This window comes from Curtobacterium sp. MCSS17_011 (genome assembly GCF_003224275.1).
In the GTDB taxonomy this organism is placed as follows: domain Bacteria; phylum Actinomycetota; class Actinomycetes; order Actinomycetales; family Microbacteriaceae; genus Curtobacterium.
In genome coordinates, this window is record NZ_QKLE01000007.1 from 99,524 (window position 1) to 115,193 (window position 15,670).

The window sequence follows — 15,670 nt, forward strand, 5'->3', positions numbered from 1 at the left end:
GGGACGGGCCTCCCGGCTTGTATCGTTGACGACCGTGACCACCGAGCAGCACGCCGAGGACCCGAACGCCTACGACTTCCGTCGTATCCAGGAGAAGTGGCAGCCCCGCTGGGAAGAGCTCGGGCTCTTCACCACCGACCTCGACGACACCCGTCCGCGCAAGTACATCCTCGAGATGTTCCCGTACCCGTCCGGCGACCTGCACATGGGGCACGCCGAGAACTGGGCCCTCGGGGACTTCGTCGCGCGCTACTGGCGCCAGCAGGGCTTCAACGTGCTGCACCCGATCGGGTGGGACTCCTTCGGTCTGCCCGCCGAGAACGCGGCGATCAAGCGCGGGGTCGACCCGAAGGACTGGACCTACGCGAACATCGAGCAGCAGAAGGCGTCCTTCAAGCGCTACGCGCCGTCGTTCGACTGGACCACCGAGATCCACACCTCGGACCCCGAGTACTACAAGTGGAACCAGTGGCTGTTCCTGAAGATGTACGAGAAGGGCCTGGCGTACCGCAAGGACAGCTGGGTGAACTGGGACCCAGTGGACCAGACCGTGCTCGCGAACGAGCAGGTCCTGCCCGACGGCACCTCGGACCGCTCCGGCGCCGTCGTCGTGAAGAAGAAGCTCACGCAGTGGTACTTCAAGATCACCGAGTACGCCGACCGCCTGCTCGACGACCTGAACCAGCTCGAGGGGCGCTGGCCGGCGAAGGTCATCGCGCAGCAGCGCAACTGGATCGGCCGCTCGGTCGGCGCCGACGTCGACTTCGTGATCGAGGGTCGCGACGAGCCCGTCACGGTCTTCACCACGCGTCCGGACACGATCCACGGGGCGACGTTCCTGGTCGTCGCGCCGGACTCCGACCTGGCGGCGTCGCTCGTGGAGTCGGCCGACGAGTCCGTGCGTACCGCGTTTGCTGAGTACCTGACGGCGACGCAGAAGACGTCCGAGATCGACCGGCAGAACGCCGACCGCCCGAAGACCGGCGTGCCGCTCGGCCGGTTCGCGATCCACCCGCTCACGGGGGAACGCCTGCCGATCTGGGCCGCCGACTACGTCCTCGCCGACTACGGCCACGGCGCCGTGATGGCGGTGCCCGCGCACGACCAGCGCGACCTCGACTTCGCGCGGGCGTTCGACCTGCCGGTGAAGGTCGTCGTCGACACGAACGCCGCCGTCACCGGGGCGATCCCGGTGATCCCGGAGGGCGCGACGCTCGACGACTTCGACGTGCCGACGCTCGACCCGGTCGCCACCGGCGAAGCACTGACTGGCCAGGGCCGGATGATCAACTCCGGGCCACTCGACGGCATGTCGAAGCAGCACGCCATCACCGCGGCCATCGCACTGCTCGAGGAACGCGGCACCGGCCGTGCCGCCAAGACCTACCGTCTGCGCGACTGGCTCATCTCCCGCCAGCGGTTCTGGGGCACCCCCATCCCGATCATCCACGGCGCCGACGGCAGCGAGCACCCGGTGCCGCTCGACCAGCTGCCGGTCCGGCTGCCGGACACCGAGGGCCTCGACCTCAAGCCGAAGGGCACCTCGCCGCTCGGCGGAGCCACCGACTGGGTCAACGTCCCGAACCCCGTCGACGGCACTCCGGCGCTCCGTGACACCGACACGATGGACACCTTCGTCGACTCGTCGTGGTACTTCCTGCGGTTCCTGTCGGCACAGGACGACACCCAGGCGTTCGACCCGGCTGCCGCACGCCGCTGGGCCCCCGTCGACCAGTACATCGGTGGCATCGAGCACGCGATCCTGCACCTGCTCTACGCCCGCTTCGTCACCAAGGTGCTGTTCGACCTCGGGTACCTCGACTTCACCGAGCCGTTCTCGGCGCTGCTCAACCAGGGCATGGTGCTGTCCGGCGGCTCGAAGATGTCGAAGTCGAAGGGCGGCGTCTCGCTCGGCGACGAGCTCGACGCGAACGGCGTCGACGCCATCCGCCTGGTCATGGGCTTCGCCGGCCCGCCGGAGGACGACATCAACTGGGAGGACGTCTCACCGTCCGCCTCGGCTCGGTTCCTGGCGCGGGCGTACCGCCTGGCGCTCGACGTCACGTCCGCACGTGACGCCGTGTGGGCCGACGGCGACCGGGCACTCCGCCAGGTCACCCACCGGTTCCTCGCCGACGCCCCCGGGATGATGGAGTCGTTCAAGTTCAACGTCGTCATCGCGCGACTGATGGACCTGGTCAACGTCACCCGCAAGGCGATCGACAGCGGCCCCGGCGCCGACGATCCCGCCGTGCGCGAGGCCGTCGAGACGATCGCGCTCGGCCTGAGCGTCTTCGCGCCGTACACCGGCGAGGAGATGTGGGAGAAGCTGGGCTACGAGGCCACCGTCGCCACGTACGGCTGGCGGAAGGCCGACCCGACGCTGCTCGTGCAGGAGACCCTGACGGCCGTCGTGCAGGTCAACGGCAAGGTGCGTGACTCGTTCGAGGTGTCGAAGTCGATCGAGGCGGACGAGCTCGAGCAGCTGGCACGGTCGTCGGCGAACGTGCAGCGGTACATCGGTGACCGCGAGATCGTGAAGGTGATCGTCCGGGCCCCGAAGCTCGTGAACATCGCCATCAAGGGGTAGGTGGAGCGCAAGCTCGCGCGATCGTCCCTCCACAGCAGGGGCGATCGCGGCACCCGTCCACAGGTGTGACCTCCGGAGCCCGGCCGATCGGCGGGGCTCCGTAGCGTTCGGGGCATGTCGTCCCCTTCGTCTCCCGGACCCTGGTGGTCCCGTCTCGCGTTGTCACCGCGGGCCGCCGTGGTGCTGGCGGCGGTCGTGGTGGCGGTCGCCGTCGTCGTGGTGCTCGTCGGGGCGCTGGCGTCGCGTGGCGGCGGGGGCGCCGGGGGGACTGGCGGTGTCGTCGTGCGTGGCGCGCCGACGGCCGGTGCAAGCGGGGCAGCGGGTGCAGCGGGTGCAGCGGGTGCAGCGTCAGCGTCTGCCGGTGCTGTTCCGTCCGCTCCTGCTGTCGGGCGCGTCGTGGTGCACGTGCTCGGGGCGGTGCGGCGGAGCGGTGTGGTCGAGCTGCCGGCATCGAGCCGGGTCGGGGACGCGCTCGAACGTGCCGGTGGCGCCACGGACGACGCCGACCTCGACCGCCTGAACCTGGCCCGGGTGCTGACGGACGGCGAGCGGTTGTACGTGCCGCGCCTCGGGCAACAGGAGGTGCCCGAGGCGCTCGGGCCGATGGCAGACGGTGCTGCCGCCGGGCCGACTGCCGCTGCCGGGGCCGGGGGCGGCGGTGGCACTGCGGGCGCCGGGGGCGAGGGGTCCACCGTCGTCGACCTGAACACCGCCGACCAATCCGCGCTCGAGACCCTGCCCGGGATCGGACCCGGGCTGGCCGGGCGGATCATCGCCTGGCGTGACGAGCACGGCCGGTTCACCGCGGTCGAGGACCTGCTCGACGTCAGCGGCATCGGCGACGTGCGGTTCGCCGAGCTCCGCGATCGCGTGCGGGTCTGAGGGGCGACGGTGCAGCTCACACCGAGTGCGATCGACCTGCGGGTCGCGGTGCCGGTGGCGGTCGCCTGGATCGCGACCGCCCTGCTCGTCGGCGTGCCCGACGTGGCACCCGTGGTCGGTGGGGCCGCGGCGCTCCTGACCGGCGTCAGCGGCAGCGTGCTCCGGTGGCGTCGGGGCGCCGGGGTCGTGCCGGTCGTCGCCGGACTGCTGCTCGTCGCGGGGTCCCTGACGACGCTGCTCGCGGTGTCGGTCCTCGTGGGGGAGTCCCGGCGGGCCCCGGAACCGCTGCGTGCGCTCGTCGCCGGTCCGGGGGCGGGGCACGTCGACGTCGAGGCGGTGCTGACCCGCGACCTCGTGCCGGGGGACCGCTCCGTCACCGCGACGCTGGTGCGCGCGGAGGATCTCGACGGGCTCCGGGTGCCGGTCCGGCTCGTCCCCGACCTGCACGCTGGTGCCCCCGACGCCGTGCTTGCGGCCGGGGCACGGGTCACCGGGACCGCGGCAGTGCAGCCGGACGACCCCGGATCAGCGACCGCCTTCGTGGCGTTCCTGCGCGGGACGCCGTCATCGGTGCGGCCCGACGGGCTGCTCGGGGCCACCGACTCTGCGCGACAGGCCTTCGTGCGGGCGACGTCCGGCCTGCCGCAGCCCGGAGCGGCGCTGCTGCGCGGACTCGCGATCGGGGACCGCTCCGGACTCGACCCGGCGACCGAGGCGGCGATGGAGACCTCTGCGCTGACGCACCTGACGGCGGTGTCCGGGGCGAACTGCGCGGTGGTGGTCGGGCTCGTCGTGGTCCTCGGCCGTGCCTGTGGTCTCCCGCGAGGGCCCCGGGCCGCGGCGGCCGTCGGCGTGCTCCTGGTGTTCGTCGTGCTCGTGCGGCCCGACCCCTCGATCGTCCGGGCCACGGTGATGGCGATCGTGGTGCTCGTCGTGCACCTGGCCGGTCGACCGGTGCGGGGCGTCCCGCTCATCGCCCTCGCCGCGGTCGGCATGCTCGTGGTCGACCCGTGGTTCGCGCGGTCGTTCGCGTTCGCCCTGTCCGTGCTCGCCACGAGCGGGATCGTGGTGCTCGGCCCGCCGCTCACCGAGCTCCTGGCACGTCGTGTGTGGCCGCCGGTCGCCGCCGCACTCGCGATCCCGGTCGCCGCGCAGGTGGCCTGCTGGCCGGTGACGATCCCGCTGTCGGCGGCGCTCCCGACCTACGCGGTGCCGGCGAACCTGCTGGCGGAGCCGTTCGCGCCGGTCGTCACGGTGATCGGGCTCGCCGCGTGCAGCCTCGCTCCGGTGTGGCCGGTGGGTGCGCAGGGGCTCGCGGCCGTCGCGTGGGTCCCGGCCGCCGCCGTCGGGGGCATCGCGCACGCGGCGGCGGCCCTGCCCTACGCCTCGGCACCCTGGCCGGCCGGGGCGCTCGGCGTGGCCGCCGCCGTGCTGGTGTGCGGCTGCATCGCGGTCGCCGTGCTGGTCCGGGGGCGGCTCGGCTCCCGGTTGCTGCTCGCCGCGGGGGTCTTGGTCGTGGTCGGTGTCGCAGCGGTCACCGTCCCGGTGCTCGTCGTCCGGGGATCGGTGCCGGGGGACTGGTCGGTCGCCGCGTGCGACGTCGGGCAAGGGGACGCCGTGCTGCTCCGCGGCGACGACGCCGTCGCCCTCGTGGACACCGGTGACGACGAGGAGCGGCTCCGGGCCTGCCTGGACCTCCTCGGGATCACCCGGATCGAGCTGCTGGTGCTCACGCACTTCGACCGCGACCACGTCGGCGCGGTCGGAGCGGTGGCGGACAGGGTCGCGACCGCCCTGGTCGGACCCGTCGGCCGCGAGTCGGACGAGCGGGTGGTCGACGACCTCCGGCGTGCCGGTGTCGACGTCCGGACGGCGGACGACCGCGTCTCCGGCACCCTCGGGCCGCTCGCCTGGCGCGTGCTGTGGCCGCCGGGCGAGGACCGTGCCGCCGGCAACGACGCGAGCATCGTGCTGGTCACGGGGCCGGCGGACGGAGACTCATGTGCGGCGTGCCTGACCGGGGTCTTCCTCGGCGACCTCGGGGAGTCGTCGCAACGTCGGCTGCGCAACGCCGGTGGTCTGCCGACGGGGCCGATCGACGTCGTGAAGGTGGCGCACCACGGCTCCGCGGACCAGGACCCGCAGCTCTACCGGGGGCTCGCCGCGCGGGTCGGGCTCATCGGGGTCGGCGCTGACAACACCTACGGGCATCCGACGCCGTCCGCGCTCGGCATGCTCGAGGCCGCGGGCACGCTGCCGCTCCGCACCGACGAGCGCGGCACCGTGGTGCTCGCCCGCTCCGGTACCGACGAGGTGCGGGTGTGGACGGAGCGCTCGTCGTCGGCGGCCGCCCGTAGGATCGTCGGTGCACCACTCGACCCGGCGCCGTCCGGGTCGGCACCACCGGAAGGACCACATGGCCGCCAAGAAGCCCGCGCGCGCCGCAGCGAAGATCGACCAAGTGCCCTGGTCGGGGATCCGTCCGGCACCCGTCGTGCTCATCACCGGGCCCGAAGCATTCCTCGCCGACCGTGCCCGCGGTGTGCTGAAGGACCTGCTGCAGGGCGAGGACCCCGCGCTCGAGGTGCACGACCTCGAAGCCGACCAGTACGCCCCCGGGCTCCTCGCCACCCTCGCCAGCCCGTCGCTGTTCGGCGAGCCGCGGCTCGTGCAGGTCACGAACGTCGAGAAGTGCACCGACGCCTTCATCACCGAGACGATCTCGTACCTGCAGGCCCCCGCCGACGACGTCACCCTGGTACTCCGGCACGGGGGCGGCGTGCGCGGCAAGAAGCTCCTCGACACCATCCGCAGCGGTGTCGGCGGCGGGGTCGAGGTGCTGTGCGACGAGCTCAAGCGCGAGACCGACCGCATCGACTTCGTGAACGCCGAGTTCCGCGCCGCACGACGCCGCATCGCGCCCTCCGCCGTCCGCACGCTCGTGACCGCGTTCGCCGACGACCTCGCCGAACTCGCCGCCGCGTGCCGACAGCTCCTGGCGGACGAGGCCGAGGAGATCACCGACAAGGTCGTCGACAAGTACTACGGCGGTCGGGTCGAGACGAACGCGTTCAAGGTCGCCGACATCGCCCTCGCGGGTCGGTCGGCACCGGCGATCGTCGAGCTGCGGCATGCCCTGGCCACGGGCGAGGCACCCGTGCCGATCGTCGCCGCGTTCGCGAGCAAGATCCGCACGATGGCGAAGGTCAGCGCTTTCCGGGGCCCGAGCGGGCAGGCGGCCTCGGCGCTGGGCATGGCGCCGTGGCAGGTGCAGCGCGCGCAGCGTGACGTCGCCGGCTGGAGTGAGTCCGGGTTGGCGAACGCGATCATCAGCATCGCCGAGGCGGACACCGCGGTGAAGGGTGGCTCGCGCGACGCGCACTACGCGCTCGAGGTCATGGTCCGCACCATCGCCCGACGCGGCGAGCCCCGCTGAGGCGAGACGGGCCTCCCGGCCGTCCCGCGCCTGTCGGCCGGCACTTCGTGAGCAGGAACGGTCGGGTGCACCATCGCGACCCGACCGTTTCTGCTCACGAAACGAACGCAGCGCAACGCAGCGCACTCGCGCCCCACACACGACGAAGGCCCCGCACCAACGGTGCGGGGCCTTCGGACCAGAAGGGTCAGGACGTCAGAGCGACGAGACCTTCTTCGCGATGGCCGACTTGCGGTTCGCGGCCTGGTTCTTGTGGATGACACCCTTGCTCACGGCCTTGTCGAGCTTCTTCGACGCGAGGGCCAGGGCAGCGACGGCCTTGTCCTTGTCGCCGGCGGCGACGGCGTCGTTGGCACGACGGATGTGCGTCTTGAGCTCCGACTTGTACGCCTTGTTGCGCTCGGTGGCCTTGAGGTTGGTCTTGATGCGCTTGATCTGCGACTTGATGTTCGCCATGAATTGCTCCTGCTCGTCTCGTACGGGTGGGCGCGACCGCAGGGTAGAGGGGCCCTTGGTCGCATCGCGTTCCACCCGTGGGCGGGGAACGCGGAAGCCAGCCACCAACACTACCAGGCAAGCGGGCTGCCACCAAAGCGCGAAACACCGCCGGATCGGCGGATCCCCGCGGTCGACCGCGGCGAAACCCCACGGCAACACGCACCGGATACCGTGACGGACATGCCCTCCCTCGCACCTCGGATCGACACCGTGCCCGCCTCCGGCATCCGGAGGGTCTTCGAGCAGGCTGCCCTGCTGCAGTCGAGCGGCACCGACGTCACGATGCTCGTGATCGGCGAGCCGGACGTCCCGGTGGCACCGCACATCGGCGAGGCGGCCCGTCGTGCCTGGTCCGAGGACCGCACCGGGTACACCCCGAACGGCGGGATCGCACCCCTGCGTGAGGCCGTCCGCGACAAGCTCCGACGTGAGAACCGGATCGAGGCCGACCTCGAGCAGATCTGGATGACGATCGGTGCGACGCAGGCGCTGTTCCAGGCGATGACCCTGACCCTCAGCCCGGGTGACGAGGTCCTCGTGCCGGACCCCGGCTACACGACCTTCACGATGAACGCCCACATCATCGGGGCGACACCGGTGCCGTACCGGCTGGAGCCGCAGCACGGGTTCGAGCCCGATCTGCAGGCCCTCGAGGCGAGCGTCACCGAACGCACCCGGGTACTGATCGTCAACTCGCCGTCGAACCCGCTCGGCTCGGTGTTCGGCGAGGCGACCCTCCGTGCGCTCCTCGCCTTCGCGAAGCGGCACGACCTCTGGGTGATCAGCGACGAGGTCTACGAGTACTTCACCTACGGCACCCGCCACGTGAGCCTGGCCGCGCTCGACGAGGACGACCGCGTGTTCTCGGCGTTCTCGCTGAGCAAGACGTACGCGATGACCGGCGTCCGCGTCGGGTACCTCGTCACGCCGAAGGGGCTCGGCGCGACGATGCGGACCACGCAGGAGGCCATGATCAGCTGCGTCGCCGAGCCCGACCAGTACGCGGCCCTCGCGGCGATCGTCGGGGACCACTCCGCGGTGCGCGACGCCCGGGAGCACTACCGCGCGAACCTCGAGGTCGCGAAGCAGACGCTCGACGACGCCGGCATCCCGTACCTCGACCCGCGCGGGGCGTTCTACCTGTGGATCGACATGACGCACGCCTCCGACGGGGACATCGCGGAGTGGGCGCTCGGGTTCCTGCAGCGCGAGCGGGTCGCCGTCGCACCGGGCAGCGCCTTCGGCCGCACCGGCGAGGGGTGGATCCGCGTGTGCCTCGCAGCCAGCCCGGACGACCTCCGGCGCGGTCTCGGCGCCCTGCCGGCTCCGGCGCACGCGACCGTCTGACCGGCGGCCGTCGCCCGCCTCGTCGACCGGACCACGGCCCTGGGCCCACGCCCCGCGTCCGTCTCGTGCGTGGCGGACGCGCGCCGTGCCTCCAGGGCGGGTGAAGCGTGGGAGACTGTTGCGACCGTCCGACCCACCTGAGGAACCGTGAGCCCACAAGCATCCGCTCCGCTGGAGCCCGCAGCGACCCCGGCCGACGCGATCCGCAACTTCTGCATCATCGCGCACATCGACCACGGCAAGTCGACGCTGGCCGACCGCATGCTGTCGATCACCGGCATCGTCGAGGACCGCGCAATGCGTGCGCAGTACCTCGACCGCATGGACATCGAGCGCGAGCGCGGCATCACGATCAAGTCGCAGGCCGTGCGCATGCCGTGGGAACTCGACGGTGAGACCTTCGCGCTGAACATGATCGACACCCCCGGGCACGTCGACTTCTCGTACGAGGTCTCGCGCTCCCTGGCCGCGTGCGAGGGCGCGATCCTGCTCGTCGACGCCGCCCAGGGCATCGAGGCGCAGACGCTCGCGAACCTGTACCTGGCGCTCGAGAACGACCTCGAGATCATCCCGGTCCTCAACAAGATCGACCTGCCCGCAGCTGAGCCGGACAAGTACGCCGCCGAGCTCGCGCAGCTCATCGGCGGCAAGCCGGAGGACGTCCTGCGGGTCTCCGGCAAGACCGGCGTCGGGGTGCCCGAGCTCCTCGACCTCGTCGTCCGTCGCGTGCCGGCCCCCGTCGGCGACGCCGAAGCGGCGCCCCGCGCGATGATCTTCGACTCGGTCTACGACAGCTACCGCGGCGTCGTCACCTACGTCCGCATGATCGACGGCACCATCTCGCCCCGCGAGAAGGTCCAGATGATGTCGACCAAGTCGACGCACGAGATCCTGGAGATCGGGGTCTCGAGCCCGGAGCCGAAGCCCACGAAGGGGTTGTCCGTCGGCGAGGTCGGCTACCTGATCACCGGCGTGAAGGACGTCCGCCAGTCCAAGGTCGGCGACACCGTCACGAGCGCGCAGAAGCCCGCGACCCAGGCGCTGCCCGGCTACACCGACCCGAAGCCGATGGTGTTCTCGGGCCTGTACCCGATCGACGGCAGCGACTACCCGGTGCTCCGTGAAGCGCTCGACAAGCTCAAGCTCTCCGACGCCGCACTGGTCTACGAGCCGGAGACCTCGGTCGCGCTCGGCTTCGGGTTCCGCTGCGGGTTCCTCGGGCTGCTGCACCTCGAGATCATCACCGAGCGGCTGTCCCGCGAGTTCGGCCTCGACCTGATCACCACCGCCCCGAGCGTCATCTACGAGGTCACGACCGAGGACAACTCCGTGACCGAGGTCACGAACCCCTCGGAGTTCCCGACCGGGCGCATCGTCGAGGTCCGCGAGCCGATGGTCCGCGCCGCGATCCTGGCGCCGAAGGACTACGTCGGCGCGATCATGGAGCTCTGCCAGCAGCGCCGCGGCTCCCTGCTCGGCATGGAGTACCTCGGCGAGGACCGCGTCGAGATCCGCTACGAGATGCCCCTCGGCGAGATCGTCTTCGACTTCTTCGACCAGCTGAAGAGCAAGACCCAGGGCTACGCGTCGCTCGACTACGAGCCCACCGGCGACCAGGCCGCCGACCTCGTCAAGGTCGACATCCTGCTGCAGGGCGACCAGGTCGACGCGTTCAGCGCCATCGTGCACCGCGACAAGGCGTACGCCTACGGCACGCTCATGACCGAGCGGCTGCGCAAGCTCATCCCGCGCCAGCAGTTCGAGGTGCCGATCCAGGCTGCCATCGGCGCCCGCATCATCGCCCGCGAGAGCATCCGCGCGATGCGCAAGGACGTCCTGGCGAAGTGCTACGGCGGTGACATCACCCGCAAGCGCAAGCTCCTCGAGAAGCAGAAGGAGGGCAAGAAGCGCATGAAGACCATCGGTCGGGTCGAGGTCCCGCAGGAAGCCTTCATCGCGGCGCTCTCCGGCGACGTCGAAGAGAAGAAGAAGTAGCGCCGGGTCAGCCGGTGCGGCGGGCGCGTGCCCGCAGCGCGGCCAGACAGAGGGCCGGGAGGCTCGCTGCGGCCAGTCCCGCCAGCGCGGTCCGCAGGATGGCCCAGTGCGCGGCTGCGTCGAAGTCGGTCTGCTCGCCGGAGGCCACCCCGGCGACCACGGCGCCGACGACCATCGCGAGCGTCACGACCGCGAGGACCAGCGGCAGCCGACGGCCACGCTGCTGCCGCACCGCCGACACCAGTGCGGCGCCGAACAGCAGCACCCCGGCGCCGGCACAGCTCGCCCCGACGGCGGCGATGACGTTCGCGGTGTCGAAGCCGTTCCACGCCTCGGGGGCGAGCACGACGGTGGCGTACCGGGCGGGTGACGCGGCTGCCGACGTGGTCACGTCCACCAGCACCCGGGCGGTCGCCGCCACGCCGAACGCGACGAGCGTGAGCACGGCGAGCACGGCGGTCCGGCGGTCGACGGACCGCCCTCGGGCGGGGGTGGAGCGGGGCACCTGCTGACGATAGCCGCGGGGCGGGCGGTTGTCGGGCCTCCAGTTCGGGGCGCACCGTTGCGAGCCGATCCACCGGAGGTGAGCGCGGATCGGTTCGATCCTGGGCGGCCCGCCCAAGTAGCATGTCGGCATGAGCATCCGCGGGAGCTACCGGACCGCCCTGACGTACGGCGCGGTGGGGGCGACCCAGGCGTCGGACCTCATGACCTACCCGCCGGACGGCTTCACGCCCACCGAGTCGCGGGCGCGGATCGGGCACGGTGACCAGCGGTTCGAGACCGCCGTCGTGCAGGCGCTGACGTGGCAGATCCAGGAGCGCAGCGGCGTCCGCGTGCGCGTGGAGGAGCAGCCCGACGACGACGAGGTCCGGTACAACCCGGTGACCTTCGACGACGACGGCGTGCCGATCGCCCCGGCGTCCATCGGCACGCCCCGGGTCGAGAAGTTCGCACCGGACGGCACCCCGCTGCTGACGGCGGGCACCAGCGCGACGCTGACGATCCATGCGTTCGGGCAGACCGTGCTGGCACCGGTGCGCGTCGTGTCGATCATCGACGAGCACGACCGCAAGGGGTTCGCCTACGGCACGCTCGAGGGGCACCCGCTCTCCGGCGAGGAGTCGTTCGTCGTCGAGCGCACCCCGGACGGCTCGGTGTGGCTGCAGGTCCGGCAGTTCTCGCAGCCGGCGAGCGCGAAGTGGCGCTTCGTCGCGCCGTTCGTGCGTCGGCAGCAGAAGGTGATGGCGGAGAAGTACCTGGCGGCGCTGCGGGGCGACTAGTCGTCGCTCCCGCTCCCGCTCCTCAGCGGAGCGGCGGGAGGGCGGCGATCGCGTCTTCGATGAGTGCGGCGTCCTGCTGGCAGTCGCGGGCGACGGTCACGGCGTTCGTGTGGCGCAGCGCGTCGACGTCGTAGACACCCGTCGCCACGGCCAGGAAGGGGATGCCCGCGGCGTCCGCGGCCTCGCCGTCGCGCGGGGTGTCGCCGACGATGACCGCCCGGGTGCCGACCAGTTCGGCGGCGGCGCGCAGGGTGACCCCGGCCCGCTCGACCTCGGTGTCGCCGAAGTACGAGTGCTCCCAGTCGAAGCCGTCGGGGTCGAAGCCGGCGCCGGTGAGCTTCACCCGGGCGCGGTACTCGGAGTTGCCGGTGAGCAGGCCGTTGCGCCACCCGAGGTCGGCGAAGCGGGTCAGGAGCGCCTTCGCGCCGGGGACGGGACTGCGGTGGTCGCCGGAGGCGTGCCGTTCGGCCGTCAGATCGTGCAGGTGCCGGCTGACCGTGGGGATCAGGGTGTCCTCGAACGCATGGGCCCGCACGTGTTCGGCGATGAGCCCGGCGTCGGTCCGGCCGTGCTGGTGCCCGACCCGCAGGGTGAGGTCGCGGCCCACCGCCCGCTCGAGGGCGAGGTGGTAGAGGTTGCCCGGGGACGACGCGTTCATCACGAGGGTGCCGTCGATGTCCCACAGGACCGTGGTGGGGACGGGATGGTGCTCCATGGCTCCATCATGACGGAGAATGGAGTCCATGCCGAGTGCTCTCCCGATCGCCGATCCAGCACCAGCGGACGGCCTGATCACGCCGTGGGCGGCAGCGGGCTCCGCTGCCGGGCCGGGGGCTGGTCCCGCCGCCGGTGACGTGCCCTTCGGCGTGTACGTGCACGTCCCGTTCTGCCGGGTGCGCTGCGGCTACTGCGACTTCAACACCTACACGGCGTCCGAGCTCCGCGGCGTGCGTCGCGACGACTACGCCGGGCACGCCGTGCGCGAGATCGAGTGGGCCGCGACCGTGCTCGACCGTTCCGGTGTGCCGCGGCGGCCGGTGTCGACCGTCTTCTTCGGCGGCGGCACCCCGACCATGCTGCCGGCGTCCGACCTGGCGATGATCCTCCGTGCGATCGACGACACCTGGGGCATCCTGCCCGGGGCCGAGGTCACCACCGAGGCGAACCCGGACTCCGTCGACGCGGCGTCGCTCGAGACCTTGCGGGCCGGCGGCTTCAACCGGATCAGTTACGGCATGCAGTCCGCCGTGCCGCACGTGCTCGCCACGCTCGACCGCACGCACGATCCGCTCCGGGTCCCCGTGGTCGTCGACCTCGCGAAGCAGCAGGGACTCGACGTCTCGCTCGACCTCATCTACTCGACCCCGGGGGAGTCCCTCGCCGACTGGCGGACCTCGCTCGACGCCGCGATCGCCTGCGAGCCCGACCACGTGTCGGCGTACTCGCTCATCGTCGAGGACGGCACAGCGATGGGCCGCATGGTCGCCCGCGGCGAGCTCCCCGCTCCCGACGATGACCTGGCCGCCGACATGTACGAGCTCGCAGACCAGGTGCTCGGTGACGCCGGCTACTCCTGGTACGAGGTGTCGAACTGGGCGCGCGGCGACGCGCACGCGAGTCGCCACAACCTGTCCTACTGGAAGGGCCACGACTGGTGGGGCGTCGGACCCGGCGCGCACTCCGCCGTCGCCGGCACGCGCTGGTGGAACGTCAAGCACCCGGCCGCGTACGCGAACCGGGTGCTGTCGGGGGAGTCCCCGGCCGCCGGCCGCGAGACCATCGACGACGAGACGCGCTACGTCGAGCGACTCCTGCTCGCGGCGCGGGTCCGCGGGGAGCTCGCGACGAGCGAGATCCGCCAGGAGGCCCGTGGCCGGGTCGCCGGCCTCATCGCACGCGGACTCGTGGACGGGTCGGCCGCGGTGCGGGGACGGATCGACCTGACCCTGCAGGGTCGCCTGCTCGCCGACGCGGTGGTGCGGGAGTTGCTCGGCTGAGGGGCCTGCTTGCTGCGGAGTGCTCGCCGCTTACTGCTTGATGAACTCGATCGAGAGCGGGTAGCGGTAGAACTGGCCCTGGTTCGCGGCGACGGCCGCCATGATGCTGAAGACCAGCGACACGATGCCCGCGGCGAAGATGATCAAGAACCCGATGCCGAACACCGACGTGAGCGAACCGACGACGTAGGCGATCCCCATCGTGATGTGGAAGTTCAGCGCGACCCGGGTGTGCTCCCGGACGAAGCCGCCGCGGTCCCTGAGGACCAGGTAGGCGACCAACGGCGCGATGAAGTTGAAGAAGATGCCGCCGATGTGCGTCAGCGTGGCCCAGAGCCGCTGGTCCTCGGGACGCATCGGCTGCGGCGGGGTGTACCCGGAGGGGTACTGCGGTCCGCCGGGGTACTGCGGTCCGCCGGGCTGCTGGGGGCCGCCGGGGCCGTGGCCGTAGGGGCCGCCGGGCTGCTGGGGTCCGTGGCCGTCGGGCTGCTGTCCGTAGGTCATGGCGGAAGCGTATCGGCCGACCGTCCGGAAGTCCCGGGCCGTCAGCGGTCGGGCGTAGGATCAGCAGTCGACACGTCCGAGTGCCAGGTCGATCGGGAAAGGAGGCGCTCGTGGTCAGTGAACGCAGCCTCGAGGTCCTCAAGGCCATCGTGCGCGACTACGTGGCGTCGCGTGAACCCGTCGGGTCGAAGACCATCGTCGAGCGGCACGCCTTCGGGGTCAGCGCCGCGACGATCCGCAACGACATGGCCCTGCTCGAGGACGAGCAGCTGATCGTCGCGCCGCACACCTCGTCCGGCCGCGTCCCGACCGACAAGGGGTACCGCGTCTTCGTGGACCACCTCGCCGGTGCGCGTCCGCTGTCCAGTGCGCAGCGGCACGCCATCGAGACCTTCCTCGGCGCCCCGAACGACCTCGACGAAGTGCTGGGGCGCACCGTCCGGCTGCTCAGTCAGCTCACCAACCAGGTCGCCCTGGTGCAGTACCCGTCGATGGTGCGCGCCCGGGTGCAGCACGTCGAGCTCGTCCGGCTCGGAGATGCCCGGCTGATGGTGGTGCTCATCACCGACACCGCCCGGGTCGAGCAGCGCGTGGTCGAGACCGACGTCCCGCTCGACGAAGGCTCGTTGGGCGAACTCCGCACCGTGGTGAACGGAGCGACCGTGGGGCTCCTGCTGCAGGACGTCCCGACCGCGCTGCGAGCCGTGCCGCAGCAGCTCCGCCCCGACGCCCAGACGCTCGGTGGGGTCGTCGTCGCCACGCTCATCGAGCAGGTCGCGGCGAACCGGCAGGACCGGCTGCTGATGGCCGGCGCGGCGAACCTGGCGAAGAGCGAGCAGGACTTCTCCGGCGGTCTCTTCCCCGTGCTCGAAGCGATCGAGGAACAAGTCACCCTGCTCCGGTTGTTCGGGGAGATGCAGGTGGACGACATCGCGGTGGCGGCCAGCATCGGCGTCGAGAACGCCGAGTACGGACTCGACGCCACGAGCATCGTCGCCGGCGGCTACCTGGCCGGAGGCGAGGTGGCCCGTCTGGGCGTCCTCGGACCGACCCGCATGGACTACGGCACGAACATGGCAGCCGTCCGGGCCGTCGCCCGGTACCTGTCCAAGCTCCTGGGCGAACATTGACCAACCGA

At 71.6% G+C, this 15,670-nt stretch carries 12 protein-coding genes and 1 pseudogene; 9 read left to right on the forward strand and 4 right to left on the reverse strand.

Annotated features, from left to right (window positions below):
• The first annotated feature begins 25 nt into the window (after window positions 1-25).
• From leuS to holA, 4 genes and pseudogenes are all read left to right on the forward strand, one after another.
• Window positions 26-2,590 (forward strand): leucine--tRNA ligase, encoded by a 2,565-nt coding sequence (leuS, locus tag DEJ17_RS07415; protein ID WP_375342562.1) that lies wholly within the window; start codon window positions 26-28, stop codon window positions 2,588-2,590.
• A gap of 114 nt (window positions 2,591-2,704) precedes the next feature.
• Window positions 2,705-3,472, forward strand: a complete 768-nt coding sequence (locus DEJ17_RS07420; RefSeq protein ID WP_110892782.1) for a ComEA family DNA-binding protein — start codon at window positions 2,705-2,707, stop codon at window positions 3,470-3,472.
• Between the two features lie 720 nt (window positions 3,473-4,192).
• Window positions 4,193-5,266: pseudogene (locus DEJ17_RS18180) on the forward strand (ComEC/Rec2 family competence protein); the annotation flags it as partial.
• Between the two features lie 622 nt (window positions 5,267-5,888).
• Window positions 5,889-6,908: a DNA polymerase III subunit delta gene (gene holA, locus DEJ17_RS07435; RefSeq protein ID WP_027465301.1), complete on the forward strand. Its 1,020-nt coding sequence runs from the start codon at window positions 5,889-5,891 to the stop codon at window positions 6,906-6,908.
• A 195-nt stretch (window positions 6,909-7,103) separates the two neighbouring features.
• Here the strand turns inward: holA and rpsT are convergent, their stop codons facing one another.
• The gene (gene rpsT / locus DEJ17_RS07440; protein ID WP_017886662.1) at window positions 7,104-7,364 is read right to left on the reverse strand and encodes a 30S ribosomal protein S20; all 261 of its coding nucleotides are present in this window, start codon (window positions 7,362-7,364) and stop codon (window positions 7,104-7,106) included.
• 222 nt (window positions 7,365-7,586) lie between these two features.
• Here rpsT and DEJ17_RS07445 point away from each other — a divergent pair, with 222 nt between their 5' ends.
• Together DEJ17_RS07445 and lepA are read left to right on the forward strand one after the other, a co-directional pair.
• Window positions 7,587-8,753 (forward strand): pyridoxal phosphate-dependent aminotransferase, encoded by a 1,167-nt coding sequence (locus DEJ17_RS07445; protein ID WP_110892784.1) that lies wholly within the window; start codon window positions 7,587-7,589, stop codon window positions 8,751-8,753.
• A 147-nt stretch (window positions 8,754-8,900) separates the two neighbouring features.
• Window positions 8,901-10,748, forward strand: a complete 1,848-nt coding sequence (gene lepA / locus DEJ17_RS07450) for a translation elongation factor 4 (protein ID WP_110860403.1) — start codon at window positions 8,901-8,903, stop codon at window positions 10,746-10,748.
• Between the two features lie 7 nt (window positions 10,749-10,755).
• On the opposite strand, the gene DEJ17_RS07455 is transcribed toward lepA, so the two are convergent.
• Window positions 10,756-11,253 (reverse strand): hypothetical protein, encoded by a 498-nt coding sequence (locus tag DEJ17_RS07455; RefSeq protein ID WP_110892785.1) that lies wholly within the window; start codon window positions 11,251-11,253, stop codon window positions 10,756-10,758.
• A gap of 130 nt (window positions 11,254-11,383) precedes the next feature.
• Here DEJ17_RS07455 and DEJ17_RS07460 point away from each other — a divergent pair, with 130 nt between their 5' ends.
• The gene (locus DEJ17_RS07460) at window positions 11,384-12,031 is read left to right on the forward strand and encodes a DUF1990 family protein (RefSeq protein WP_110892786.1); all 648 of its coding nucleotides are present in this window, start codon (window positions 11,384-11,386) and stop codon (window positions 12,029-12,031) included.
• A 22-nt stretch (window positions 12,032-12,053) separates the two neighbouring features.
• Here DEJ17_RS07460 and DEJ17_RS07465 read toward each other — a convergent pair whose 3' ends face one another.
• Complete coding sequence (locus DEJ17_RS07465; protein ID WP_181421101.1) at window positions 12,054-12,746, reverse strand: HAD family hydrolase; 693 nt, start codon at window positions 12,744-12,746, stop codon at window positions 12,054-12,056.
• A gap of 28 nt (window positions 12,747-12,774) precedes the next feature.
• Between DEJ17_RS07465 and hemW the strand changes: the two genes are divergently transcribed.
• Window positions 12,775-14,028: a radical SAM family heme chaperone HemW gene (gene hemW / locus DEJ17_RS07470; RefSeq protein ID WP_110892788.1), complete on the forward strand. Its 1,254-nt coding sequence runs from the start codon at window positions 12,775-12,777 to the stop codon at window positions 14,026-14,028.
• A gap of 30 nt (window positions 14,029-14,058) precedes the next feature.
• Here hemW and DEJ17_RS07475 read toward each other — a convergent pair whose 3' ends face one another.
• Window positions 14,059-14,532, reverse strand: a complete 474-nt coding sequence (locus tag DEJ17_RS07475; RefSeq protein WP_309146738.1) for a DUF4870 domain-containing protein — start codon at window positions 14,530-14,532, stop codon at window positions 14,059-14,061.
• A gap of 110 nt (window positions 14,533-14,642) precedes the next feature.
• Between DEJ17_RS07475 and hrcA the strand changes: the two genes are divergently transcribed.
• On the forward strand, window positions 14,643-15,662 hold the full coding sequence (gene hrcA, locus DEJ17_RS07480) for a heat-inducible transcriptional repressor HrcA (protein ID WP_110892790.1): 1,020 nt from the start codon (window positions 14,643-14,645) through the stop codon (window positions 15,660-15,662).
• Window positions 15,663-15,670: the final 8 nt, after the last annotated feature.

What these genes read in the sequence shown, in the direction of transcription:
- holA (WP_027465301.1), top strand. Translation starts at nt 5,889, where the DNA reads ATGGCCGCCAAGAAGCCCGCGCGCGCCGCAGCGAAGATCGACCAAGTG.
- DEJ17_RS07445 (WP_110892784.1), top strand. Translation starts at nt 7,587, where the DNA reads ATGCCCTCCCTCGCACCTCGGATCGACACCGTGCCCGCCTCCGGCATC.
- hemW (WP_110892788.1), top strand. Translation starts at nt 12,775, where the DNA reads ATGCCGAGTGCTCTCCCGATCGCCGATCCAGCACCAGCGGACGGCCTG.
- rpsT (WP_017886662.1), bottom strand. Translation starts at nt 7,364, where the DNA reads ATGGCGAACATCAAGTCGCAGATCAAGCGCATCAAGACCAACCTCAAG.
- DEJ17_RS07465 (WP_181421101.1), bottom strand. Translation starts at nt 12,746, where the DNA reads ATGGAGCACCATCCCGTCCCCACCACGGTCCTGTGGGACATCGACGGC.
- DEJ17_RS07475 (WP_309146738.1), bottom strand. Translation starts at nt 14,532, where the DNA reads ATGACCTACGGACAGCAGCCCGACGGCCACGGACCCCAGCAGCCCGGC.
- DEJ17_RS07460 (WP_110892786.1), top strand. Translation starts at nt 11,384, where the DNA reads ATGAGCATCCGCGGGAGCTACCGGACCGCCCTGACGTACGGCGCGGTG.
- DEJ17_RS07420 (WP_110892782.1), top strand. Translation starts at nt 2,705, where the DNA reads ATGTCGTCCCCTTCGTCTCCCGGACCCTGGTGGTCCCGTCTCGCGTTG.